At 67.6% G+C, this 15,527-nt stretch carries 19 protein-coding genes and 1 pseudogene; 8 read left to right on the top strand and 12 right to left on the bottom strand.

Annotation, left to right across the window (positions count from 1 at the left end):
* Positions 1-13: 13 nt before the first annotated feature.
* The 3 genes from BMG07_RS14635 to BMG07_RS14625 are packed head-to-tail and all read left to right on the top strand — an operon-like array spanning position 14 to position 2,448.
* Positions 14-1,291 (top strand): L-fuconate dehydratase, encoded by a 1,278-nt coding sequence (locus BMG07_RS14635; RefSeq protein ID WP_198085185.1) that lies wholly within the window; start codon positions 14-16, stop codon positions 1,289-1,291.
* Between the two features lie 51 nt (positions 1,292-1,342).
* Complete coding sequence (locus BMG07_RS14630) at positions 1,343-2,119, top strand: SDR family oxidoreductase (protein ID WP_198085184.1); 777 nt, start codon at positions 1,343-1,345, stop codon at positions 2,117-2,119.
* Entirely contained in the window at positions 2,119-2,448 is a 330-nt protein-coding gene (locus BMG07_RS14625) for an L-rhamnose mutarotase (RefSeq protein ID WP_198085183.1), read from the top strand. The genes BMG07_RS14630 and BMG07_RS14625 overlap by 1 nt, the downstream gene beginning before the upstream one ends.
* 5 nt (positions 2,449-2,453) lie before the next feature.
* Here BMG07_RS14625 and BMG07_RS14620 read toward each other — a convergent pair whose 3' ends face one another.
* From BMG07_RS14620 to BMG07_RS14605, 4 genes are all read right to left on the bottom strand, one after another.
* Positions 2,454-3,062 carry a hypothetical protein gene (locus BMG07_RS14620; protein WP_198085182.1) on the bottom strand — a complete coding sequence of 203 codons (609 nt, stop codon included), beginning with the start codon at positions 3,060-3,062 and terminating at the stop codon, positions 2,454-2,456.
* Positions 3,063-3,140: 78 nt separating this feature from the next.
* Positions 3,141-4,475: an MFS family transporter gene (locus BMG07_RS14615; RefSeq protein WP_198085181.1), complete on the bottom strand. Its 1,335-nt coding sequence runs from the start codon at positions 4,473-4,475 to the stop codon at positions 3,141-3,143.
* A 147-nt stretch (positions 4,476-4,622) separates the two neighbouring features.
* Entirely contained in the window at positions 4,623-5,780 is a 1,158-nt protein-coding gene (locus BMG07_RS14610) for an alpha-hydroxy acid oxidase (protein WP_198085180.1), read from the bottom strand.
* Positions 5,781-5,914: 134 nt separating this feature from the next.
* Positions 5,915-6,799 (bottom strand): LysR substrate-binding domain-containing protein, encoded by an 885-nt coding sequence (locus BMG07_RS14605; RefSeq protein ID WP_198085179.1) that lies wholly within the window; start codon positions 6,797-6,799, stop codon positions 5,915-5,917.
* Between the two features lie 121 nt (positions 6,800-6,920).
* Between BMG07_RS14605 and BMG07_RS14600 the strand changes: the two genes are divergently transcribed.
* On the top strand, positions 6,921-8,582 hold the full coding sequence (locus tag BMG07_RS14600; RefSeq protein WP_198085178.1) for an L-lactate permease: 1,662 nt from the start codon (positions 6,921-6,923) through the stop codon (positions 8,580-8,582).
* Here BMG07_RS14600 and BMG07_RS14595 read toward each other — a convergent pair.
* Complete coding sequence (locus BMG07_RS14595; protein WP_198085177.1) at positions 8,560-9,168, bottom strand: TetR/AcrR family transcriptional regulator; 609 nt, start codon at positions 9,166-9,168, stop codon at positions 8,560-8,562. The two genes, BMG07_RS14600 and BMG07_RS14595, sit on opposite strands and share 23 nt — an antisense overlap.
* An 86-nt stretch (positions 9,169-9,254) precedes the next feature.
* Between BMG07_RS14595 and BMG07_RS14590 the strand changes: the two genes are divergently transcribed.
* Positions 9,255-9,668, top strand: coding sequence for a nuclear transport factor 2 family protein (locus BMG07_RS14590; RefSeq protein ID WP_198085176.1), 414 nt, complete (start codon positions 9,255-9,257; stop codon positions 9,666-9,668).
* A 48-nt stretch (positions 9,669-9,716) separates the two neighbouring features.
* Positions 9,717-10,159, top strand: a pseudogene (cynS, locus tag BMG07_RS14585) (cyanase).
* Here the strand turns inward: cynS and BMG07_RS14580 are convergent.
* From BMG07_RS14580 to BMG07_RS42120, 4 genes are all read right to left on the bottom strand, one after another.
* Positions 10,153-10,911 (bottom strand): SDR family oxidoreductase, encoded by a 759-nt coding sequence (locus tag BMG07_RS14580; protein WP_198085175.1) that lies wholly within the window; start codon positions 10,909-10,911, stop codon positions 10,153-10,155. The pseudogene cynS and the gene BMG07_RS14580 sit on opposite strands and share 7 nt — an antisense overlap.
* Before the next feature lie 292 nt (positions 10,912-11,203).
* A complete protein-coding gene (locus BMG07_RS14575; protein ID WP_269758974.1) occupies positions 11,204-11,971 on the bottom strand; it encodes an SMP-30/gluconolactonase/LRE family protein in 768 nt (255 codons plus the stop codon).
* Positions 11,972-12,121: 150 nt separating this feature from the next.
* Positions 12,122-12,664, bottom strand: coding sequence for a zinc-binding dehydrogenase (locus BMG07_RS42125; protein ID WP_307866964.1), 543 nt, complete (start codon positions 12,662-12,664; stop codon positions 12,122-12,124).
* Positions 12,556-12,957, bottom strand: coding sequence for a hypothetical protein (locus tag BMG07_RS42120; protein WP_307866963.1), 402 nt, complete (start codon positions 12,955-12,957; stop codon positions 12,556-12,558). The genes BMG07_RS42125 and BMG07_RS42120 overlap by 109 nt, the downstream gene beginning before the upstream one ends.
* Between BMG07_RS42120 and BMG07_RS44075 the strand changes: the two genes are divergently transcribed.
* The gene (locus BMG07_RS44075; protein ID WP_307866965.1) at positions 12,865-13,116 is read left to right on the top strand and encodes a hypothetical protein; all 252 of its coding nucleotides are present in this window, start codon (positions 12,865-12,867) and stop codon (positions 13,114-13,116) included. The two genes, BMG07_RS42120 and BMG07_RS44075, sit on opposite strands and share 93 nt — an antisense overlap.
* A gap of 30 nt (positions 13,117-13,146) precedes the next feature.
* On the opposite strand, the gene BMG07_RS14565 is transcribed toward BMG07_RS44075, so the two are convergent.
* The 3 genes from BMG07_RS14565 to BMG07_RS14555 all read right to left on the bottom strand — a co-directional run bounded on the left by BMG07_RS14565 (position 13,147) and on the right by BMG07_RS14555 (position 14,743).
* Entirely contained in the window at positions 13,147-13,638 is a 492-nt protein-coding gene (locus BMG07_RS14565; RefSeq protein ID WP_198085173.1) for a nuclear transport factor 2 family protein, read from the bottom strand.
* 34 nt (positions 13,639-13,672) lie between these two features.
* Complete coding sequence (locus tag BMG07_RS14560) at positions 13,673-14,107, bottom strand: nuclear transport factor 2 family protein (protein WP_198085172.1); 435 nt, start codon at positions 14,105-14,107, stop codon at positions 13,673-13,675.
* Between the two features lie 138 nt (positions 14,108-14,245).
* Entirely contained in the window at positions 14,246-14,743 is a 498-nt protein-coding gene (locus BMG07_RS14555; RefSeq protein WP_198085171.1) for a MarR family winged helix-turn-helix transcriptional regulator, read from the bottom strand.
* Positions 14,744-14,883: 140 nt separating this feature from the next.
* On the opposite strand from BMG07_RS14555, the gene BMG07_RS14550 reads away from it, so the two are divergent.
* Positions 14,884-15,423: a nucleoside 2-deoxyribosyltransferase gene (locus BMG07_RS14550; protein WP_198085170.1), complete on the top strand. Its 540-nt coding sequence runs from the start codon at positions 14,884-14,886 to the stop codon at positions 15,421-15,423.
* The last annotated feature ends 104 nt before the right edge of the window (positions 15,424-15,527 follow it).

Here is a 15,527-nt window from a genome sequence, read left to right as displayed (position 1 = left end):
ACCTGAAGACCTCATGACCATTGTCCGATCGATGCGCGTGCTCGACGTGCGTTTTCCCACCTCGCAGCAGCTGGACGGCTCCGATGCGATGAACCCCGACCCGGATTACTCCGCGGCGTACGTGGTGCTCGAAACAGACCAGCCGGGGCTCGAAGGCCACGGCCTGACCTTCACCATCGGGCGCGGCAACGAGATCTGCTGCGCCGCCATCGAGGCCATGCGCCACCTGGTGGTGGGGCTCGACCTCGCATGGGTGGCCGAAGACATGGGGCGCTTCTGGCGCCACGTGACCTCCGACAGCCAGCTGCGCTGGATCGGGCCCGACAAGGGCGCCATCCACCTGGCCACCGGCGCGGTCGTCAACGCCATGTGGGACCTGTGGGCCAAGTCCGAAGGCAAGCCCGTGTGGCAGCTGGTGGCCGACATGAGCCCCGAGGAGTTCGTGCGCTGCATCGACTTTCGCTACATCACCGACTGCATCACGCCCGAGGAAGCGCTGGCGCTGGTCACCGAAGCGGCCAAGGGCAAGGCCGAGCGCGTCGCCACGCTCAAGGCCGAGGGCTATCCCTGCTACACCACCTCGGCCGGCTGGCTCGGCTACTCCGACGACAAGCTGCGCAGGCTGGCACAGGAGGCGGTGGACGCGGGCTTCAACCACATCAAGCTCAAGGTGGGGCGCGACCTGCAGGACGACATCCGCCGCCTGGCCGTGGCGCGCGAAGTGCTCGGGCCCGATCGCCATCTGATGATCGACGCCAACCAGGTCTGGGAGGTCGACCAGGCCATCGACTGGGTGCGGCAGCTGGCCTTCGCCAAGCCGTGGTTCATCGAGGAGCCCACCAGCCCCGACGACGTCGAGGGCCACCGCAAGATCCGCGAGGGCGTCGCGCCGGTGAAGGTGGCCACGGGCGAGATGTGCCAGAACCGCATCATGTTCAAGCAGTTCATCATGCGCGGCGGCATCGACGTGGTGCAGATCGATTCGTGCCGCCTGGGCGGCGTGAACGAAATTCTTGCGGTGATGCTCATGGCCGCGAAATACAAGCTGCCCGTGTGCCCGCATGCCGGCGGCGTGGGGCTGTGCGAGTACGTGCAGCACCTGTCGATGATCGACTACCTCTGCATCTCGGGCACGCGCGAGGGCCGCGTGGTCGAGTACGTCGACCACCTGCACGAACACTTCATCGAGCCCTGCGACATCCGCAACGCGGCCTACATGCCGCCCAAGGGCGCGGGCTTCTCGATCACCATGAAGCCCGAGTCGCTCGAGCGCTACCGCTTCCGCGGCTGAGGCCAGTCAAGACGAAACGAGACCAGTCGAAACGAAAGGCATCGCACGACCATGGACCTGCATCTGAAAGACAAGGTGGTGCTCGTCACCGGGGGCGGCAGCGGCATCGGCGCGGCCATCTCGATGACGCTGGCGCGGGAGGGCGCGGTGCCGGTGATCTGCGGCAAGAACCCGCTCGACGCGCCGTTCGAAGAAGCGCTGCGCGCGCTGCAGCCGCGCATGCGCTTCTTCCAGTTCGAGCTGATGGAAGAAGCCGCGTGCGCCAAGGCCGTGGCCGACACGTCGGCCGAATTCGGCCGCATCGACGGGCTGGTCAACAACGCGGGCGTGAACGACAGCGTGGGGCTCGAGGCGGGGCGCGAGGCTTTCGTGGCGTCGCTCGAGCGCAACCTCGTGCACTGCTACGTGATGGCGCACTACTGCCTGCCGCACCTGAAGGCGAGCCGGGGCGCCATCGTCAACATCTCGTCGAAGACGGCCGTCACGGGGCAGGGCAACACCAGCGGCTACACGGCGGCCAAGGGCGCGCAGCTGTCGCTCACGCGCGAGTGGGCCGCCTCGCTGCTGGAAGACGGCGTGCGCGTGAACGCCGTGATTCCGGCCGAGGTGATGACGCCGCTGTACCAGCGCTGGATTTCGGCCTTCGACGAGCCCGACCGCAAGCTGGAGCAGATCACCAGCAAGATCCCGCTGGGCAATCGCATGACGACGCCGGAAGAGGTCGCCAGCCAGGTGGTGTTCTTGCTCTCGGCGCAGGCCTCGCACACGACCGGGCAGTGGGTGTTCGTCGATGGCGGCTACACGCATCTCGACAGGGCGCTGACCTGATGCGCCACTTTCTTGCCCTCGACCTGAAGGACGACCCGGCGTTGATCGCCGAGTACGAGGCCTATCACCGAAACATCTGGCCCGAGGTGCGCGCGCACCTGGCGGCGCATGGCGTGACCGCGATGGAAATCCATCGCCTCGGCACGCGCATGGTGATGCTGATGGAGACGGACGACGCGCGGTACGACGCGCAAGCCATGGCGCACGCGTCGCACACCGATCCGAAGATCCGCGAATGGGAAGCGCTGATGTGGAAGTTCCAGGCGCCCACGCCGTGGACGCCCGAAGGCCAGAAGTGGGTGGGGATGACGAAGATCTTCGCGCTGTAGACGCTTCAACCGGCGGCCAGCGCCTTCTCCGCCTCGCCGACTTCGGCCCTGAAGGCATCCATCGGCGGCTTGACCGATGCGCTCGCCTGCTCGGCGAACTCCTTCACCGGTGCCCATTTGTGCCCGCGCCCGTCCAGCGACAGGTCGTATGCGCGCTGCAGGTGCGCCAGCATTTTTCTCGAAGCGGCCTGCGCCATCAGCAGCGCGTCGATGGCGCGCGGGGTCTCGAAGCGCAGGGGGTCGACATTCGACAGCGCCGACGTGATGCCCTCGACCTCGAGCGACAGGTGCAGCAGGTCGAGCGCGGTTTCATCGGGGTGCGACTTGACCCTCTCCGCGACCTTGTAGACCGCGTCGACCAGTTGCAGCGCGCCCTGGTGCACCGAGAGGCGGGCCGCCAGTTCTCGTGCCGCGCGGCGCTGCGCTTGGAGCGCGTGCTGCCGCTGCACCATCCACAGGCCCACCCCGATGGCGGCGACCGAGCCGAAGGCCTGCGCCCACGCCGCCCACTCCCCGGTGGTGGAGGGTGGATATGCGGCGAAGACGCCGATCAGCGCGCCGTAGACGAGCACGGCTGCGCCGCACACCATGGCTGTTTCCAGCTTTGACTTCATGCCTCTTTCCTCTTGGAGGCCGGAAGTATGTCCCTTCGATGCGTACTTGAATTGCCCGAACAAAGGGGTTTTGCGCCCTCAGTGATCGTGATGCAGGTAGCTGGCCTGGCGCGGCAGCCTGAAGCTCACGACGAAGGCCAGCACCATCATCGCGCTCACGTACCAGAAGAAGGCCGACTCGTGCCCCTGCGATTTCAGGCCCAGCGCCACGTACTCCGCCGAGCCGCCGAAGATCGCGTTGGCCACCGCATACGCCAGCCCCACGCCCAGCGCGCGCACTTCGGGCGGAAACATCTCGGCCTTCACGATGCCGCTGATCGAGGTGTAGAAGCTCACGATGGCCAGCGCCACGATGATCAGCACGAAGGCCGTCACCGGGCTCGTCGTGTGCTGCAGCGCCGTGAGAATCGGCACGGTGGCCAGCGCGCCGAGCCCGCCGAACAGCAGCATGTTGTTGCGCCGCCCGATGCGGTCCGACAGCGCGCCGAACACCGGCTGCATGCACATGTAGACGAACAGCGCGCCCGTCATCACGTAGCTCGCGGTCTTGATCGGCAGGTGCACCGTGTTCACCAGGTACTTCTGCATGTAGGTCGTGAAGGTGTAGAAGATCAGCGAGCCGCCGGCCGTGTAGCCCAGCACGGTCAGGAAGGCCGGCGTGTGGTGCTTGAACAGCGCGGCCATGCTGCCGGCTTCCTTGTTGGCCTTGGCTTCGGCGCTTTGCGTTTCATGCAGCGTGCGGCGCAGCAGCAGCGCGACCACGGCGGCAATGGCGCCGATGACGAACGGAATGCGCCAGCCCCAGGCCTTGAGCTCGGCCTCGGTCAGCAGCTGCTCGAGCACCACGATGACCAGCACCGCGAGCAGTTGCCCGCCGATCAGCGTGACGTACTGGAACGACGAGAAGAAGCCGCGCTGGCCGCGCAGCGCGACCTCGCTCATGTAGGTGGCGGTGGTGCCGTATTCGCCGCCCACCGACAGGCCCTGGAACAGCCGGCACACCAGCAGCAGGAACGGCGCCCAGGCGCCGATCTGTGCATAGGTCGGCAGCGCCGCGATGACGAGCGAGCCGCCGCACATCATGGTCACCGAGATCAGCATCGAGGTCTTGCGCCCGAGCCGGTCGGCCACGCGCCCGAACAGCCAGCCGCCGATGGGCCGCATGAGAAAGCCCGCCGCGAACACGCCGGCGGTGTTCAGCAGCTGCGCGGTGGGGTCTGACTTGGGAAAGAAGGCGGGCGCGAAGTACAGCGCCGAGAACGCGTAGACATAAAAGTCGAACCACTCGACCAGGTTGCCCGACGAGGCCGCCATGATGGCGAAGACGCGGTGTCGCTTTTCTTCGGCCGTGTAGTGGGGGGCGGACGAAGCGGAGGCCGACGGGCCTCCCTGGGTAGGCGTGACTGCGCTCATGATGCTGTCCCGGCCGCCATGCGAGCAGGGCAGGGCAGGGCAGGCCGGCGATGTTGTTGTTGCCAAAACATTCTGCGCCGGCATGGGGCCACGGCGTGTCAGCCGGCGCCGCATCAGCCTACCCCCGAAGGGGCCTTGCTCAAGCTCTCAGAACGTGCCCGGAAGCAGGATGCTCGAATCGACGTCGTCGATGTTCGTGCGGCCGCAGAAGGCCATGGTGATGTCCAGCTCCTTCTGGATGATCTGCAGCGCGCGCGTCACGCCGGCCTGCCCGTGGGCGCCCAGCCCGTACAGGAAGCTGCGGCCGATCATGGTGCCGCGCGCACCCAGGGCACGCGCCTTCAGCACGTCCTGTCCGCTGCGGATGCCGCCGTCCATCCAGACCTCGATCTCGCTGCCCACGGCCTCGGCAATGGCCGGCAGCGCCGCGATGGAGGAGGGCGCGCCGTCGAGCTGGCGCCCGCCGTGGTTGGACACGATGAGCGCATCGGCGCCGCTGTTGGCGGCCAGGCGCGCGTCTTCCACGTCCATGATGCCCTTGAGGATCAGCTTGCCGCCCCAGAGCTTCTTGATCCACTCGACGTCGGCCCAGCTCAGCGCGGGGTCGAACTGCTCGGCGGTCCACGACGACAGCGACGACAGGTCTTTCACGCCCTTGGCATGGCCCGCGATGTTGCCGAAGGTGCGGCGCTTGGTGCCCAGCATGCCCATGCACCAGTGCGGCTTGGTCGCCAGGTTGATCATGTTGCGGATGGTGGGCTTGGGCGGCGCGGTCAGGCCGTTCTTGATGTCCTTGTGGCGCTGGCCCAGGATCTGCAGGTCGAGCGTGAGCTGCAGCGCGGTCACGTTGGCGGCCTTGGCGCGCTCGATCAGGCGCTCGATGAAGTCGCGGTCCTTCATGACGTAGAGCTGGAACCAGAACGGGTGGCGGTCGGTGTGCTCGGCAATGTCCTCGAGCGAGCAGATGCTCATGGTCGACAGCGTGAACGGAATGCCGAAGGCCTTGGCCGCGCGGGCCCCGAGGATTTCGCCGTCGGCGTGCTGCATGCCGGTGAGGCCGGTGGGCGCGATGGCCACGGGCATGGCGGTTTCCTGCCCGACCATGGTGGTGCGCAGCGACCGGCCTTCCATGTTCACGGCCACGCGCTGGCGCAGCTTGATCTTCTGGAAGTCGCTCTCGTTGGCGCGGTAGGTGCCCTCGGTCCACGCGCCGGAGTCGGCGTAGTCGTAGAACATCTTCGGCACGCGCCGCTTGGCGATCACCCGCAGGTCTTCGATGCTGGTGATCTTGGAAAGGTCGGACACGGGCGGTCTCCTGGCGGTTGATTTGTTTATTGGGGCTAACCAAACATTATCGGCAGGCGCTTTAGCGTCCCATCTGAAAAAAGCCGGCCCCGCAACTGAAAAAAATTCAGCCGCCGGGTTGTCCGGTCGCGCCTTCAGTCCCGCAGCGCTTCCCTCAGCCACGCCACGAAGGTCGCGCATTCCCAGCGCTCCATCGCCCCCGGCCGCCAGCACAGGAAGTAGGCGTTGGGCGAGGGCACGCTGCGCTGCGACAGCCGCACCAGTCGCCCGCTGTCCAGCCAGGCGCTGCCCAGCCGCAGGTGCATCAGCACCACGCCGAAGTCTTCGGCCGCCGCGTCGAGCGCCAGCCCCAGGTCGTTGAACTGGTGGCCCGTGGCGGGCTCGGGCAGGCCCACGCCGCAGGCCTTGAACCAGGTGCGCCACGACTCCAGCGGCGTGCGCAGCAGCTGCGCGCGCGACACCTCGGCGTCGGTCGCGAAGCCGTTGAACGGCCCGTGGCGCTTCAGGTAGGCCGGGCTGCACACGGGCGAGACCTCGTCGGCCAGCAGCTGGAAAGACTCGCGGTCGTGAAACGGCCCGGTGCCGAAGCGCAGCTCGATGTCGGCCTCTTCCACCGTGGTGTTGCGCACCGGCGCCGTCACCTGCAGCATCAGCTCGATGTTCGGGTAGGCGTCGCGAAAGCGCGCGAGCCGGGGCAGCAGCATCTGGCGCGAGAAGGTCGGCGTGACCGCCACGCGCAGCCGCCGCACCTGCGACGCGGGCTCGCGGCCCGGCACTTGCTGCAGCGCCGCAATGGCCTCGCGCACGCGCACGAGGTAGGCCATGCCGTCGGTGCTCAGGCCGAAATCGCTGCCCGTGAAGAACTTCAGCCCCAGCAGCAGCTCGAGCTGGCGGATGCGGTGGCTCACGGCGCTGGGCGTCACGCTGAGCTCTTCGGCGGCCAGGTTCACGCTGCGCAGGCGCGCGACGGCCTCGAAGGCCTGGAGGCCCTGGGTCGAGGGGAGACGCGGTGAAACCATCTGTTGCTGCCGGAAAGAGCGGGGTAGGATGGTAGCGAAACGCTTTCGGTCGCTCGTGGCGGAATCCGTATTGCCTCGCGTTGCCGGCTCACAAAGATTCCAACAACGAGGAGACAAGCGCATGGTCTGGCAACAGGTTTACAACCCGTTCGGCAACATGATCGTATCGACGGCACTGGCCGCGATACCCGTCGTCGTGATGCTGGTGAGTCTGGGACTGCTTCACGTCAAGGCGCACTACGCGGCGGGGCTCGGCCTGCTGAGCGCCGTGGTCATCGCGGTGTTCGCGTTCGGCATGCCGGCCGACATGGCGGGCAAGGCCGCCTTCCTGGGCGGCATCACCGGCCTGCTGCCCATCGGCTGGATCGTGCTGAACATCATCTTCCTGCAGCAGCTGACGCAGCAGAACGGCAGCTTCCAGGTCTTGCAGGACTCCATCGCCGGCATCACCGAAGACCGGCGGCTGCAGCTGCTGCTCATCGCCTTTGCCTTCGGCGCCTTCTTCGAGGGCGCGGCGGGTTTCGGCACGCCGGTGGCGGTCACGGCGGCCATCCTCATCGGGCTGGGGTTCTCGCCGCTCGCGGCCTCGGGGCTCTCGCTCATCGCCAACACGGCGCCGGTGGCGTTCGGCGCGCTGGGCACGCCGGTCATCACGCTGGCCAAGGTGCACGGCTACGACCTGATGGCGGTCACCGCGATGATCGGGCGGCAGTTGCCGTTCTTCTCGCTGCTGGTGCCGTTCTGGCTCATCTGGGCCTTCGCGGGGCGCAAGGGAATGATGGAGGTGTGGCCCGCCATCCTGGTGACGGGCGTGTCGTTCGCGATTCCGCAGTTCCTGGTGTCCAACTACATCGGGCCGGAGCTGGTGGACATCATCGCGGCCATCGTGTCGATGGTGTGCCTGGTGCTGTTCCTGCGCGTGTGGCGGCCGAAGAAGATCTGGACCTCGGTGTCGCTCAAGGGCCATGAAACCGATGGCGGCGAGGCGGCCCCGGCCACTGCGCCCGCGAAGCATTCGAGTGCCGCGGTGATCCGTGCCTGGACGCCGTGGCTCATCCTCACGGTGTTCGTGTTCATCTGGGGCCTGCCCGTGGTCAAGACCTGGCTCAACGGCATCTTCGCGCCCAACTTCCCGATCGACGGGCTGCACAACATGATCGAGAAGGTGGCGCCCGTGGTGCCCAAGCCCACGAAGGAGGGCGCGGTGTACCAGCTGCTGCTGCTCTCGGCCACGGGCACCGGCATCCTGGTGTCGGCCATCGTGGGCGGGCTGGTCATGAAGTACAACCCGGTGCAGCTCGTGGCCGCCTACGGCCGCACGCTGTGGCTGGTGAAGTTCTCGCTGCTCACCATCATGCTGATGCTCGCGCTCGGCACGCTCACGCGCTACTCGGGGCTGGACACCACGCTGGGGCTGGCCTTTGCCAACACCGGCATGTTCTATCCGTTCTTCGGCACGCTGATGGGCTGGCTGGGCGTGGCGCTCACGGGGTCGGACACGGCGTCGAACGTGCTCTTCGGCGGCATGCAGAAAGTGGCGGCCGACCAGCTGGGCCTGAGCCCCAACCTGATGGGCGCGGCCAACAGCTCGGGCGGCGTGATGGGCAAGATGATCGACGCGCAGTCGATCGTGGTGGCCTCCACCGCCACGCGCTGGTTCAACCACGAGGGCGAGATCCTGCGCTACGTGTTCTTCCACTCCATCGCGCTGGCCTGCCTGGTGGGCTTCTACGTGACCTTGCAGGCCTATGTGTGGCCGTTCACGCTGATGGTCGTGAAGTAGTAGCGGCCGTCAACGCCTGAAGCAGCCGGCGCAGGTCGTCGACCGCTTCGCGCGCCAGTGCGGCGTCGCCCATCTGCGCCTTGACGATGGCGCCGTCCACGCCCAGCGCCGCCGCCTGCGCCACGGCCATGCGTTGCGGGCCCCCGAGCGATTCCGGCAGCAGGCCGGCGATGACATCGACCATCTCGCGCTTGTGCGCGCGCGCGATGTCGGTCGCGCCGGCCACGCTCGCGCCCACTTCCACCACCGAGTTGATGAACGCGCAGCCGCGAAACACCGGGTCGGCGAACCACTCGGCCACCACGTCGGCCAGCACCGTCAGCGCCTGCCCGTCGGCGATGCGCTGCTGCGCGCCGCGCCGGCCCAGCGCGTCGACGAACCACGCCATCCACAGGCCGTGCCGGTGGTCGAGGAAGGCGCGCACCAGGTCGTCCTTGGAAGGGAAGTGCCGGTAGAACGTGACCTTGGTGACGCCCGACGCTGCAATGACGCGGTCGATGCCGGTGGCGCGGATGCCGTCGGCATAGAAGAGATCGTGCGCGGTGAGCAGGATGCGCTCGCGCGCGGGGAGCGTGGAGATGTCCATGGCGCGATTGTAGTCATGTAGACAGGTCTGTCTACATGTGGCACATTGCGGCCTGTTCCCCTTCATCACTTCACTGAAAGAGCCTCATGGAATCCCGCCCGCCGCTGCCGCCCTTCACCCTCGAGTCCGCGCTGAAGAAAGTGCAGGCCGCCGAAGACGCCTGGAACTCGCGCGACCCCGTGCGCGTGAGCCTGGCCTACACGCCCGACACCGAGTGGCGCAACCGCGCCGAGTTCGTCAACGGCCGCGAGCAGGTGGTGGAGTTCTTGTCGCGCAAGTGGGTGCGCGAGCTCGACTACAGGCTCAAGAAGGAGCTGTGGGCCTTCATGGACAACCGCATCGCGGTGCGCTTCGAATACGAATGGCATGACGACGCGGGCCAGTGGTATCGCAGCCACGGCAACGAGAACTGGGAGTTCGCGGAGAACGGCCTGATGCAAAGGCGCTTCGCGAGCATCAACGACCAGCCGATCAAGGAGGAGGACCGCAAGTTGCGCTGATCCCCGGCACGGCTGTTGCTTGCTCGACGGCGTTCAACAGGAGACCGCATGAACCGCAACGACGTGACCGAGAAGATCATCACCGCCAAGGTGAGCAAGGGCATCCAGTGGGCCGACGTGGCCCAGCAAGTGGGCCTGTCGAAAGAGTGGACCACCGCCGCCTGCCTCGGCCAGATGACGCTCGACGAGAAGCAGGCCGCCATCGTCGGCGAGATCTTCGCTTGAGCGCCGAAGAGCAGAAGTGGCTGCGGGTCGTGCCCTACAAGGGCTCGCTGCCCACGCCCGTGCCGACCGACCCGCTCATCTACCGCTGGTACGAGGTGGTGAGCGTGTACGGCACCACCATCAAGGAATTGATCCATGAAGAGTTCGGCGACGGCATCATGAGCGCCATCGACTTCAGCATGGACATCCGTCGCGAGGCCGACCCGAAGGGCGACCGCGTCAACGTGGTGTTGTCGGGCAAGTTCCTGCCCTACAAGTCCTACTGAGCGTACTCGGCGGGACGCGGCCGTTGCCGCGCCGCCGGGTGCGTCGGGCCCGCCGTGATGCCGTAGCCCTCGATGGCGCCGGCAATCGAGCGGGCCACCGCGTCCACGGGCACCGCGATGCGCCGGTTGGTGCGCATGCGTTCGCGGGCGTAGCTGGCCGCGATGCGTTCGGCCAGCGGGTCGCTGGGGCCGTGCACGTCGGGGCTCACCACCGTGACGTGCAGGCGGCCCGCGTGCTCCTGGCGAAGCCCCTCGGAAATCGCGTTCACCGCGTACTGCGTGCCGTGGTACACGGCGGAGCTGGGCGACACGCCATGCATCGCCACCGGCGCCACGTTCACGATGTGGCCCCAGCCCTGCTCCTGCATCGTCGGCAGCACCGCCGCGATGCCGAGCAGCACGCCGCGCAGGTTCACGTCGATCATGAGTTCCCACTCTTCGATCTTGCGGTTCCACAGCGGCGACATCGGCATCACGCCCGCCGCGTTGACGAGCACGTCGATGTGCTCGTGCTGCTCGAGCGCGAACTCTGCAAAGGCCTCCATGTCGGGGCGATGCGTCACGTCGAGCCGCTGGAAGCTCGCGGTGCCGCCGGTGGCTTCGATCTCGGCCACCAGGGCCGAGAGCCGGTCGGTGCGGCGCGCGCCGAGCACCACCTTGGCGCCGCGCCGCGCAAGCAGCCGCGCGGTCGCTTCGCCGATACCGCCGCTCGCGCCGGTGATGAGGACGACTTTTTCCTGGATTGCGGTCATGCTGAACTCCTTGTGCTGGTCGATCGCCGTGGGGCGCGTACTCAGGAAGAGGGCACGCCGGGCATGGAAAGAAGTTTCGCTTGCAGGGGGCTTCAGGCGGTATCCGGATCGAACGGGGTTTTTGCCTGATCCTGCAAAAGGTGTGGCGGGGCGCATTGCTGGGGCACTGCCGCTGAATGCTTTCGCGCTAGGGCGACGTGCACCATTTTCGAGAAAGCCGCGTGACAGCCGGTCGCTGCTTCGTGCGGATTTCTTGCCTGATCCACCAGCAACGGCGCGCGGCGTGCGCGGGCTATTTCGCCATTGGGTTCGCGACGCGGTACAGGGCGCCTGGAGGCCCCGGCGCGGCGTCGTCCTGCGCGATGGTGCCGTACACGTGGCGCTCGTCGGGCGACAAGGCCAGGTTGGCATGGTGCTGGCCGGGAATCGCTACGTTGGTGAGCACGTGGCCGGCCGCGTCGAACACCGCGAACCCGCCGCCGTTGTAGAGGCTCACGAACAGGCGGCCTTGCTTGTCGGTGCGGATGCCGTCGGGCGTGTGGCGGCCCGGTGTGCTTGTCAGCACGACGTCGAGCGCGAGGAAGTCGCGTCGGTTCGCGAGCGATCCGTCGCCGGCAATGTCGAACAGCAGGATCTTGTCGGTGCTGCTTTCGCCGACGTAGAGCCGCTTGCCGTCCGGGGACACCGCCACGCCGTTCGCGTTCTGGATGGCGCTGGCGACTTCGTGTGGCGGCGTGTCGCCGGCGGTCATGTGGAAGACCTTGCCCGGCGTGCCGCCGTCGCCGCCCGAGGCCGTGAAGTAGACCCCGTCGCCAGGGGCGCGCGCCAGGTCGTTGGGCCGGTCGAAAGCCGCGCCCTTGTCGTCGCGCGCGATCGTGCGGCGCAGCTTGCCGTCGAGCGTGATCTGCTGCACGGTGCCGCTGTCGTAGCACGCGACCAGCAGGCCGTCTTCGAACGGCAGCAGCCCGTTGGCGCCGCAGCCGTCCAGGTGCCGCACGGGCGTCGGCCCCGTGTCGTCGAGCCGGTAGACGGTCGAGGCCGCGTAGTCCACGAAGTGCAGCTTCTGCCGACGAAGACGGTGCCTTCGCCGAAGCGCACGCCGGTCGCGACGATCTCGGCCTGCGGCGGTGGTTCGGCGGACGCGGTTGCCTGCAGCGCGAACGCAAGCAGCGCGAAGATCATCTGTTGTATGCGCATGGTGCGTGTCTCCTCAAGGGCGCAGCAGCACGCGGCCGAACGCGTGCCGGCCCAGCACGTGGCTGTGCGCTTCGGCGGCTTGCGCCAGCGGAAACACCCGGTCGATCACGACACGGAGTTCGCCGCGCGACACGCGCTCCAGAATGCGCTGCACCTGCGCATGCACCCGCTCGTGCTCGCGGTCGAGCGCGCTCGGAAAGTACACGCCGTGCAGGCTGGTGTTGCCACGCCAGAGCGTCACCGGGTCGAGCTTTTCCGCATCGCGCCCCGAGACGCCGACGGTGATCGCCCGCCCGCCGTAGGCCAGCGACTGGATGCTGCGCGTGAGGTTCTTGCCGGCGATGCTGTCCAGCACCACGTCGACGCCGCGGCCGTCCGTGTGGGCCATGACCTGCGCGACGAAGTCGTCGTCCCGGTAGTTGATGCCCACGTCGAGGCCGAAGGGCTTCAGTTGCGCCAGCCGCCCGGCGCTGGACGCCGTGGCGAAGACCCGCGCGCCCGCTTGCTTCGCGAGCTGGATGGCGGCCAGGCCCAGCGCGCCCGCGCCGGCGTGCACCAGCACGCTGTGCCCTGCCTCGAGCCGGCCGGCGGTGAACAGGCATTCGTGCGCCGTGCCCCATGCCACGGGCACGGCCGCGGCGGTGTCGAAGTCCATGCCCTCGGGGATCGCCCAGGTGTCGGCCACGGGGGCCGTTGCCAACTGCGCATGCGAGCCCCAGTCGAGCACGGCGACCACGCGGTCCCCGACCTGCGCTCGTGCACGCCGGGGCCGACGCCGACGACCGTTCCCGCGCACTGGTAGCCGACGATGTGGGGAACGCGCGCGAGCGGGCGGATCTCGCGGTTCACGAGGTCGCCGCCTTCGATGGAGATCGCCTCGATGCCGATCAGGACCTCGCCCGCGCCGCATGCGGGGTCGGCGATGTCCTCGTAGCGAAACACTTCGGGACCGCCGTTGGCGTAGTAGACAGCTGCTTTCATTTTTCTCGTCTCGTCTCGCTGGAGTGAAGTGAAGTGAGGTGAAGTGAGGTGAAGCGATTACTGCGCGGGCACCGGGATGATGGTCGCGATGCGCCAGCCCTCGGGCGTGCGCACGGCGATCTCGCAGACCAGGAACGGGCTGGTCTTTGCCGTGGCGTCCGAGGTGCCGAAGGTGACCTGCGTGGGCGCATAGATCTCGGCGCTGTCGGCGGTCAGCGGCATGACGCGGATGGTTGCCGGGTCGGGCTCGAACTTCCAGACGCCCTTGAAGGTTTCCTTGAAGTGCTCGATGACCGCTTGCTTGCTCCAGTACTGGTAGGCGCGCGCCACGAAGGTGACCTCGTAGGGCGAGCCCTGCGGCGCGGACGTGAAGACGCGCTCGAAGGCCGCGATGTCGTGCGCCGTCGCGGCGGCGGCCTGTTGCAGGAACACGGTCCTGATGTCCTGGATGTCCTGTGCATCGATGGCACGCGGTGTTGCCGCGTGCGCCGTGGCACCCGCGAGAACGAAGGCCATGGAGGCCAGCAAGGAGAGGAGGCGTTGCTTCATGGGTTCTTTCCTGGTGTGGTGTGGCGCGTCGTGCTCACTGCGCGGGCACCGGCACGATGGCCGAGATGCGCCAGCCTTGCGGCGTGCGGATCGCGAATTCGTTGATCAGGAACGGCGCGGTCTTCGGTGGCTGTCCGGCGGCGCCGAGGGTCACGCGGGTCGGCGCGTAGATCTGCACGATGTCCGCGCCCAGCGGCACGATGCGGATCGCGGCTTCATCGGGGTCGAGGCGCCACGTGCCTTCAAAGGTCTTGCGGAAGTGCGCCATCACCGCGTCGCGGCCGATGAACTGGTAGGCCCGCGCGATGAACGACACCGGGTCGGGCTGCCCGGCGGGCGTGTGTGCGAGCACGCTGTCGAGCGCGTCGATGTCGTGCGCCGACTCGGCCGCGCTCTGGCGCAGGAACAGGTCGCGGACCTGCTGGATGTCGCTCGTATCGACATCCGCTGCCTGGGCGTGCGCGGCCACGGCGAAGAGCGAACAGGCAAGGGACGCAAGGAGGACGCGTTGGAAGCGATGGCAGGTGGAACGCATATATAGCTTATATGCCCGTATTTTTCGGAAGAGACCGCAAGAGGACGGGTGGCACTCTTGCGGCGATACCGCCTAGCGCTCTGCGCGCTTGGCCGTCTTGATGGGTGGGGAGGGCGGGCTTTCGCCCGCGTCGAGGTCCAGGGCCGTGATGCGCGCCATGATGCGCCGCATCGCCAGTGCGTCTTCCTTGCCGAAGGCTTCCTCGAAGGTGGCCTGCGCCCGCAGCCACGAGGCCTTGCCTTGCGCTTCGCGCTTGATGCCGAAGGGGGTCAGGGCAATCTCGCGTGCCCGGCGGTCCAGTCGCCCGACCTCGATGGTGATGAAGCCTTCGCGCTCCAGCGGGCGCAGGTTGTGGCCCATGGTGGCCCGGTCCATCGACAGCATGTCCGCCAGGGTGGCCATGGTCGTGCTGCCGCGCGCGGCCAGCAAGTTGAGGATGGTGTACTGCGTGGCGCGCAGGTCGGTGCCGGCCATGCAGGCGTCGTAGAAGCGCGTCAGGCGCCGCGCGGCCTTGCGGATGGCGGTGCTGTTGCACACGCCCGGCGTGATTTCCGTGGTCGAGGCTGTCATCGCGGGTGCGGGGAGCGAAGTGGCATGCGGCGAATAATACGGGCATATAAGACCATCTGCTGAACTCGGGGTCTTTGCCGGTTGCGACTGGTCACGCAAGCCTTGTTGAGCCGCGCGCGAAAAGGGGCCATGCTGGCGTGATGCACGAACCCCCCGCAACCCCACGGCGCCCGCGCATCTACCTCGCGGGCCCGGATGTCTTCCGTCCCGATGCGCAAGACCATTTCGTGCAGCTCGCGGCGGCCTGCGAAGCGCTCGGCCTGCTGGCGCTGCTGCCGGCCGACGGCAACGAACTCTCGGGTTCCGACGCGCCGGAGATGCGCATCTACGAAGCCAACATGCGGCTCTTGCGAAGCGCGCACGGCGTGGTCGCGAACCTCGCGTGCTTCCGGGGGCTGGAGCCCGATTCGGGCACGGTGTTCGAAGTGGGGGCTGCCGTGGCGCTGGGGATTCCCGTCGTCGCCTACGGCGTGCCCGAAGACAGCTACGCGGCGCGCGCCAGGCTTGCGCTGCCCTGCGAGCAGGACGCCAACGGCGTGCTGCGCGAGCGCGGCACGGGCATCGCCATCGAAGACTTCGGCCAGCCGCTGAACCTCATGCTGGCCTGCTCGGTGCAGATCGCGCCGACGCCCGAAGCGGCACTGCGGAAGATGGCCGACGTGCTGGCTGCCAACCGTTGATGGCGTCGTGCCGCCCGCGCGCCGATAGCCCCCGCGCTCTACACGACGTACTTCCGCATCGAATCCGCTCGGTGAACGAAGAAGATGGAAAGCCCTGATGCCGG

This window comes from Variovorax sp. E3 (assembly GCF_016082275.1).
Taxonomy (GTDB): Bacteria; Pseudomonadota; Gammaproteobacteria; order Burkholderiales; family Burkholderiaceae_C; genus Variovorax.
Note: the sequence above shows the minus strand (reverse complement) of the source record. Positions and strands in the feature narration are given on the sequence as shown.

Bases quoted from the DNA above. Each gene is read 5' to 3' on its own strand.
- BMG07_RS14635 (WP_198085185.1), top strand. From the start codon at position 14: ATGACCATTGTCCGATCGATGCGCGTGCTCGACGTGCGTTTTCCCACC.
- BMG07_RS14630 (WP_198085184.1), top strand. From the start codon at position 1,343: ATGGACCTGCATCTGAAAGACAAGGTGGTGCTCGTCACCGGGGGCGGC.
- BMG07_RS14625 (WP_198085183.1), top strand. From the start codon at position 2,119: ATGCGCCACTTTCTTGCCCTCGACCTGAAGGACGACCCGGCGTTGATC.
- BMG07_RS14620 (WP_198085182.1), bottom strand. From the start codon at position 3,062: ATGAAGTCAAAGCTGGAAACAGCCATGGTGTGCGGCGCAGCCGTGCTC.
- BMG07_RS14615 (WP_198085181.1), bottom strand. From the start codon at position 4,475: ATGAGCGCAGTCACGCCTACCCAGGGAGGCCCGTCGGCCTCCGCTTCG.
- BMG07_RS14605 (WP_198085179.1), bottom strand. From the start codon at position 6,799: ATGGTTTCACCGCGTCTCCCCTCGACCCAGGGCCTCCAGGCCTTCGAG.
- BMG07_RS14600 (WP_198085178.1), top strand. From the start codon at position 6,921: ATGGTCTGGCAACAGGTTTACAACCCGTTCGGCAACATGATCGTATCG.
- BMG07_RS14595 (WP_198085177.1), bottom strand. From the start codon at position 9,168: ATGGACATCTCCACGCTCCCCGCGCGCGAGCGCATCCTGCTCACCGCG.
- BMG07_RS14590 (WP_198085176.1), top strand. From the start codon at position 9,255: ATGGAATCCCGCCCGCCGCTGCCGCCCTTCACCCTCGAGTCCGCGCTG.
- BMG07_RS14580 (WP_198085175.1), bottom strand. From the start codon at position 10,911: ATGACCGCAATCCAGGAAAAAGTCGTCCTCATCACCGGCGCGAGCGGC.
- BMG07_RS14565 (WP_198085173.1), bottom strand. From the start codon at position 13,638: ATGAAGCAACGCCTCCTCTCCTTGCTGGCCTCCATGGCCTTCGTTCTC.
- BMG07_RS14555 (WP_198085171.1), bottom strand. From the start codon at position 14,743: ATGACAGCCTCGACCACGGAAATCACGCCGGGCGTGTGCAACAGCACC.
- BMG07_RS14550 (WP_198085170.1), top strand. From the start codon at position 14,884: ATGCACGAACCCCCCGCAACCCCACGGCGCCCGCGCATCTACCTCGCG.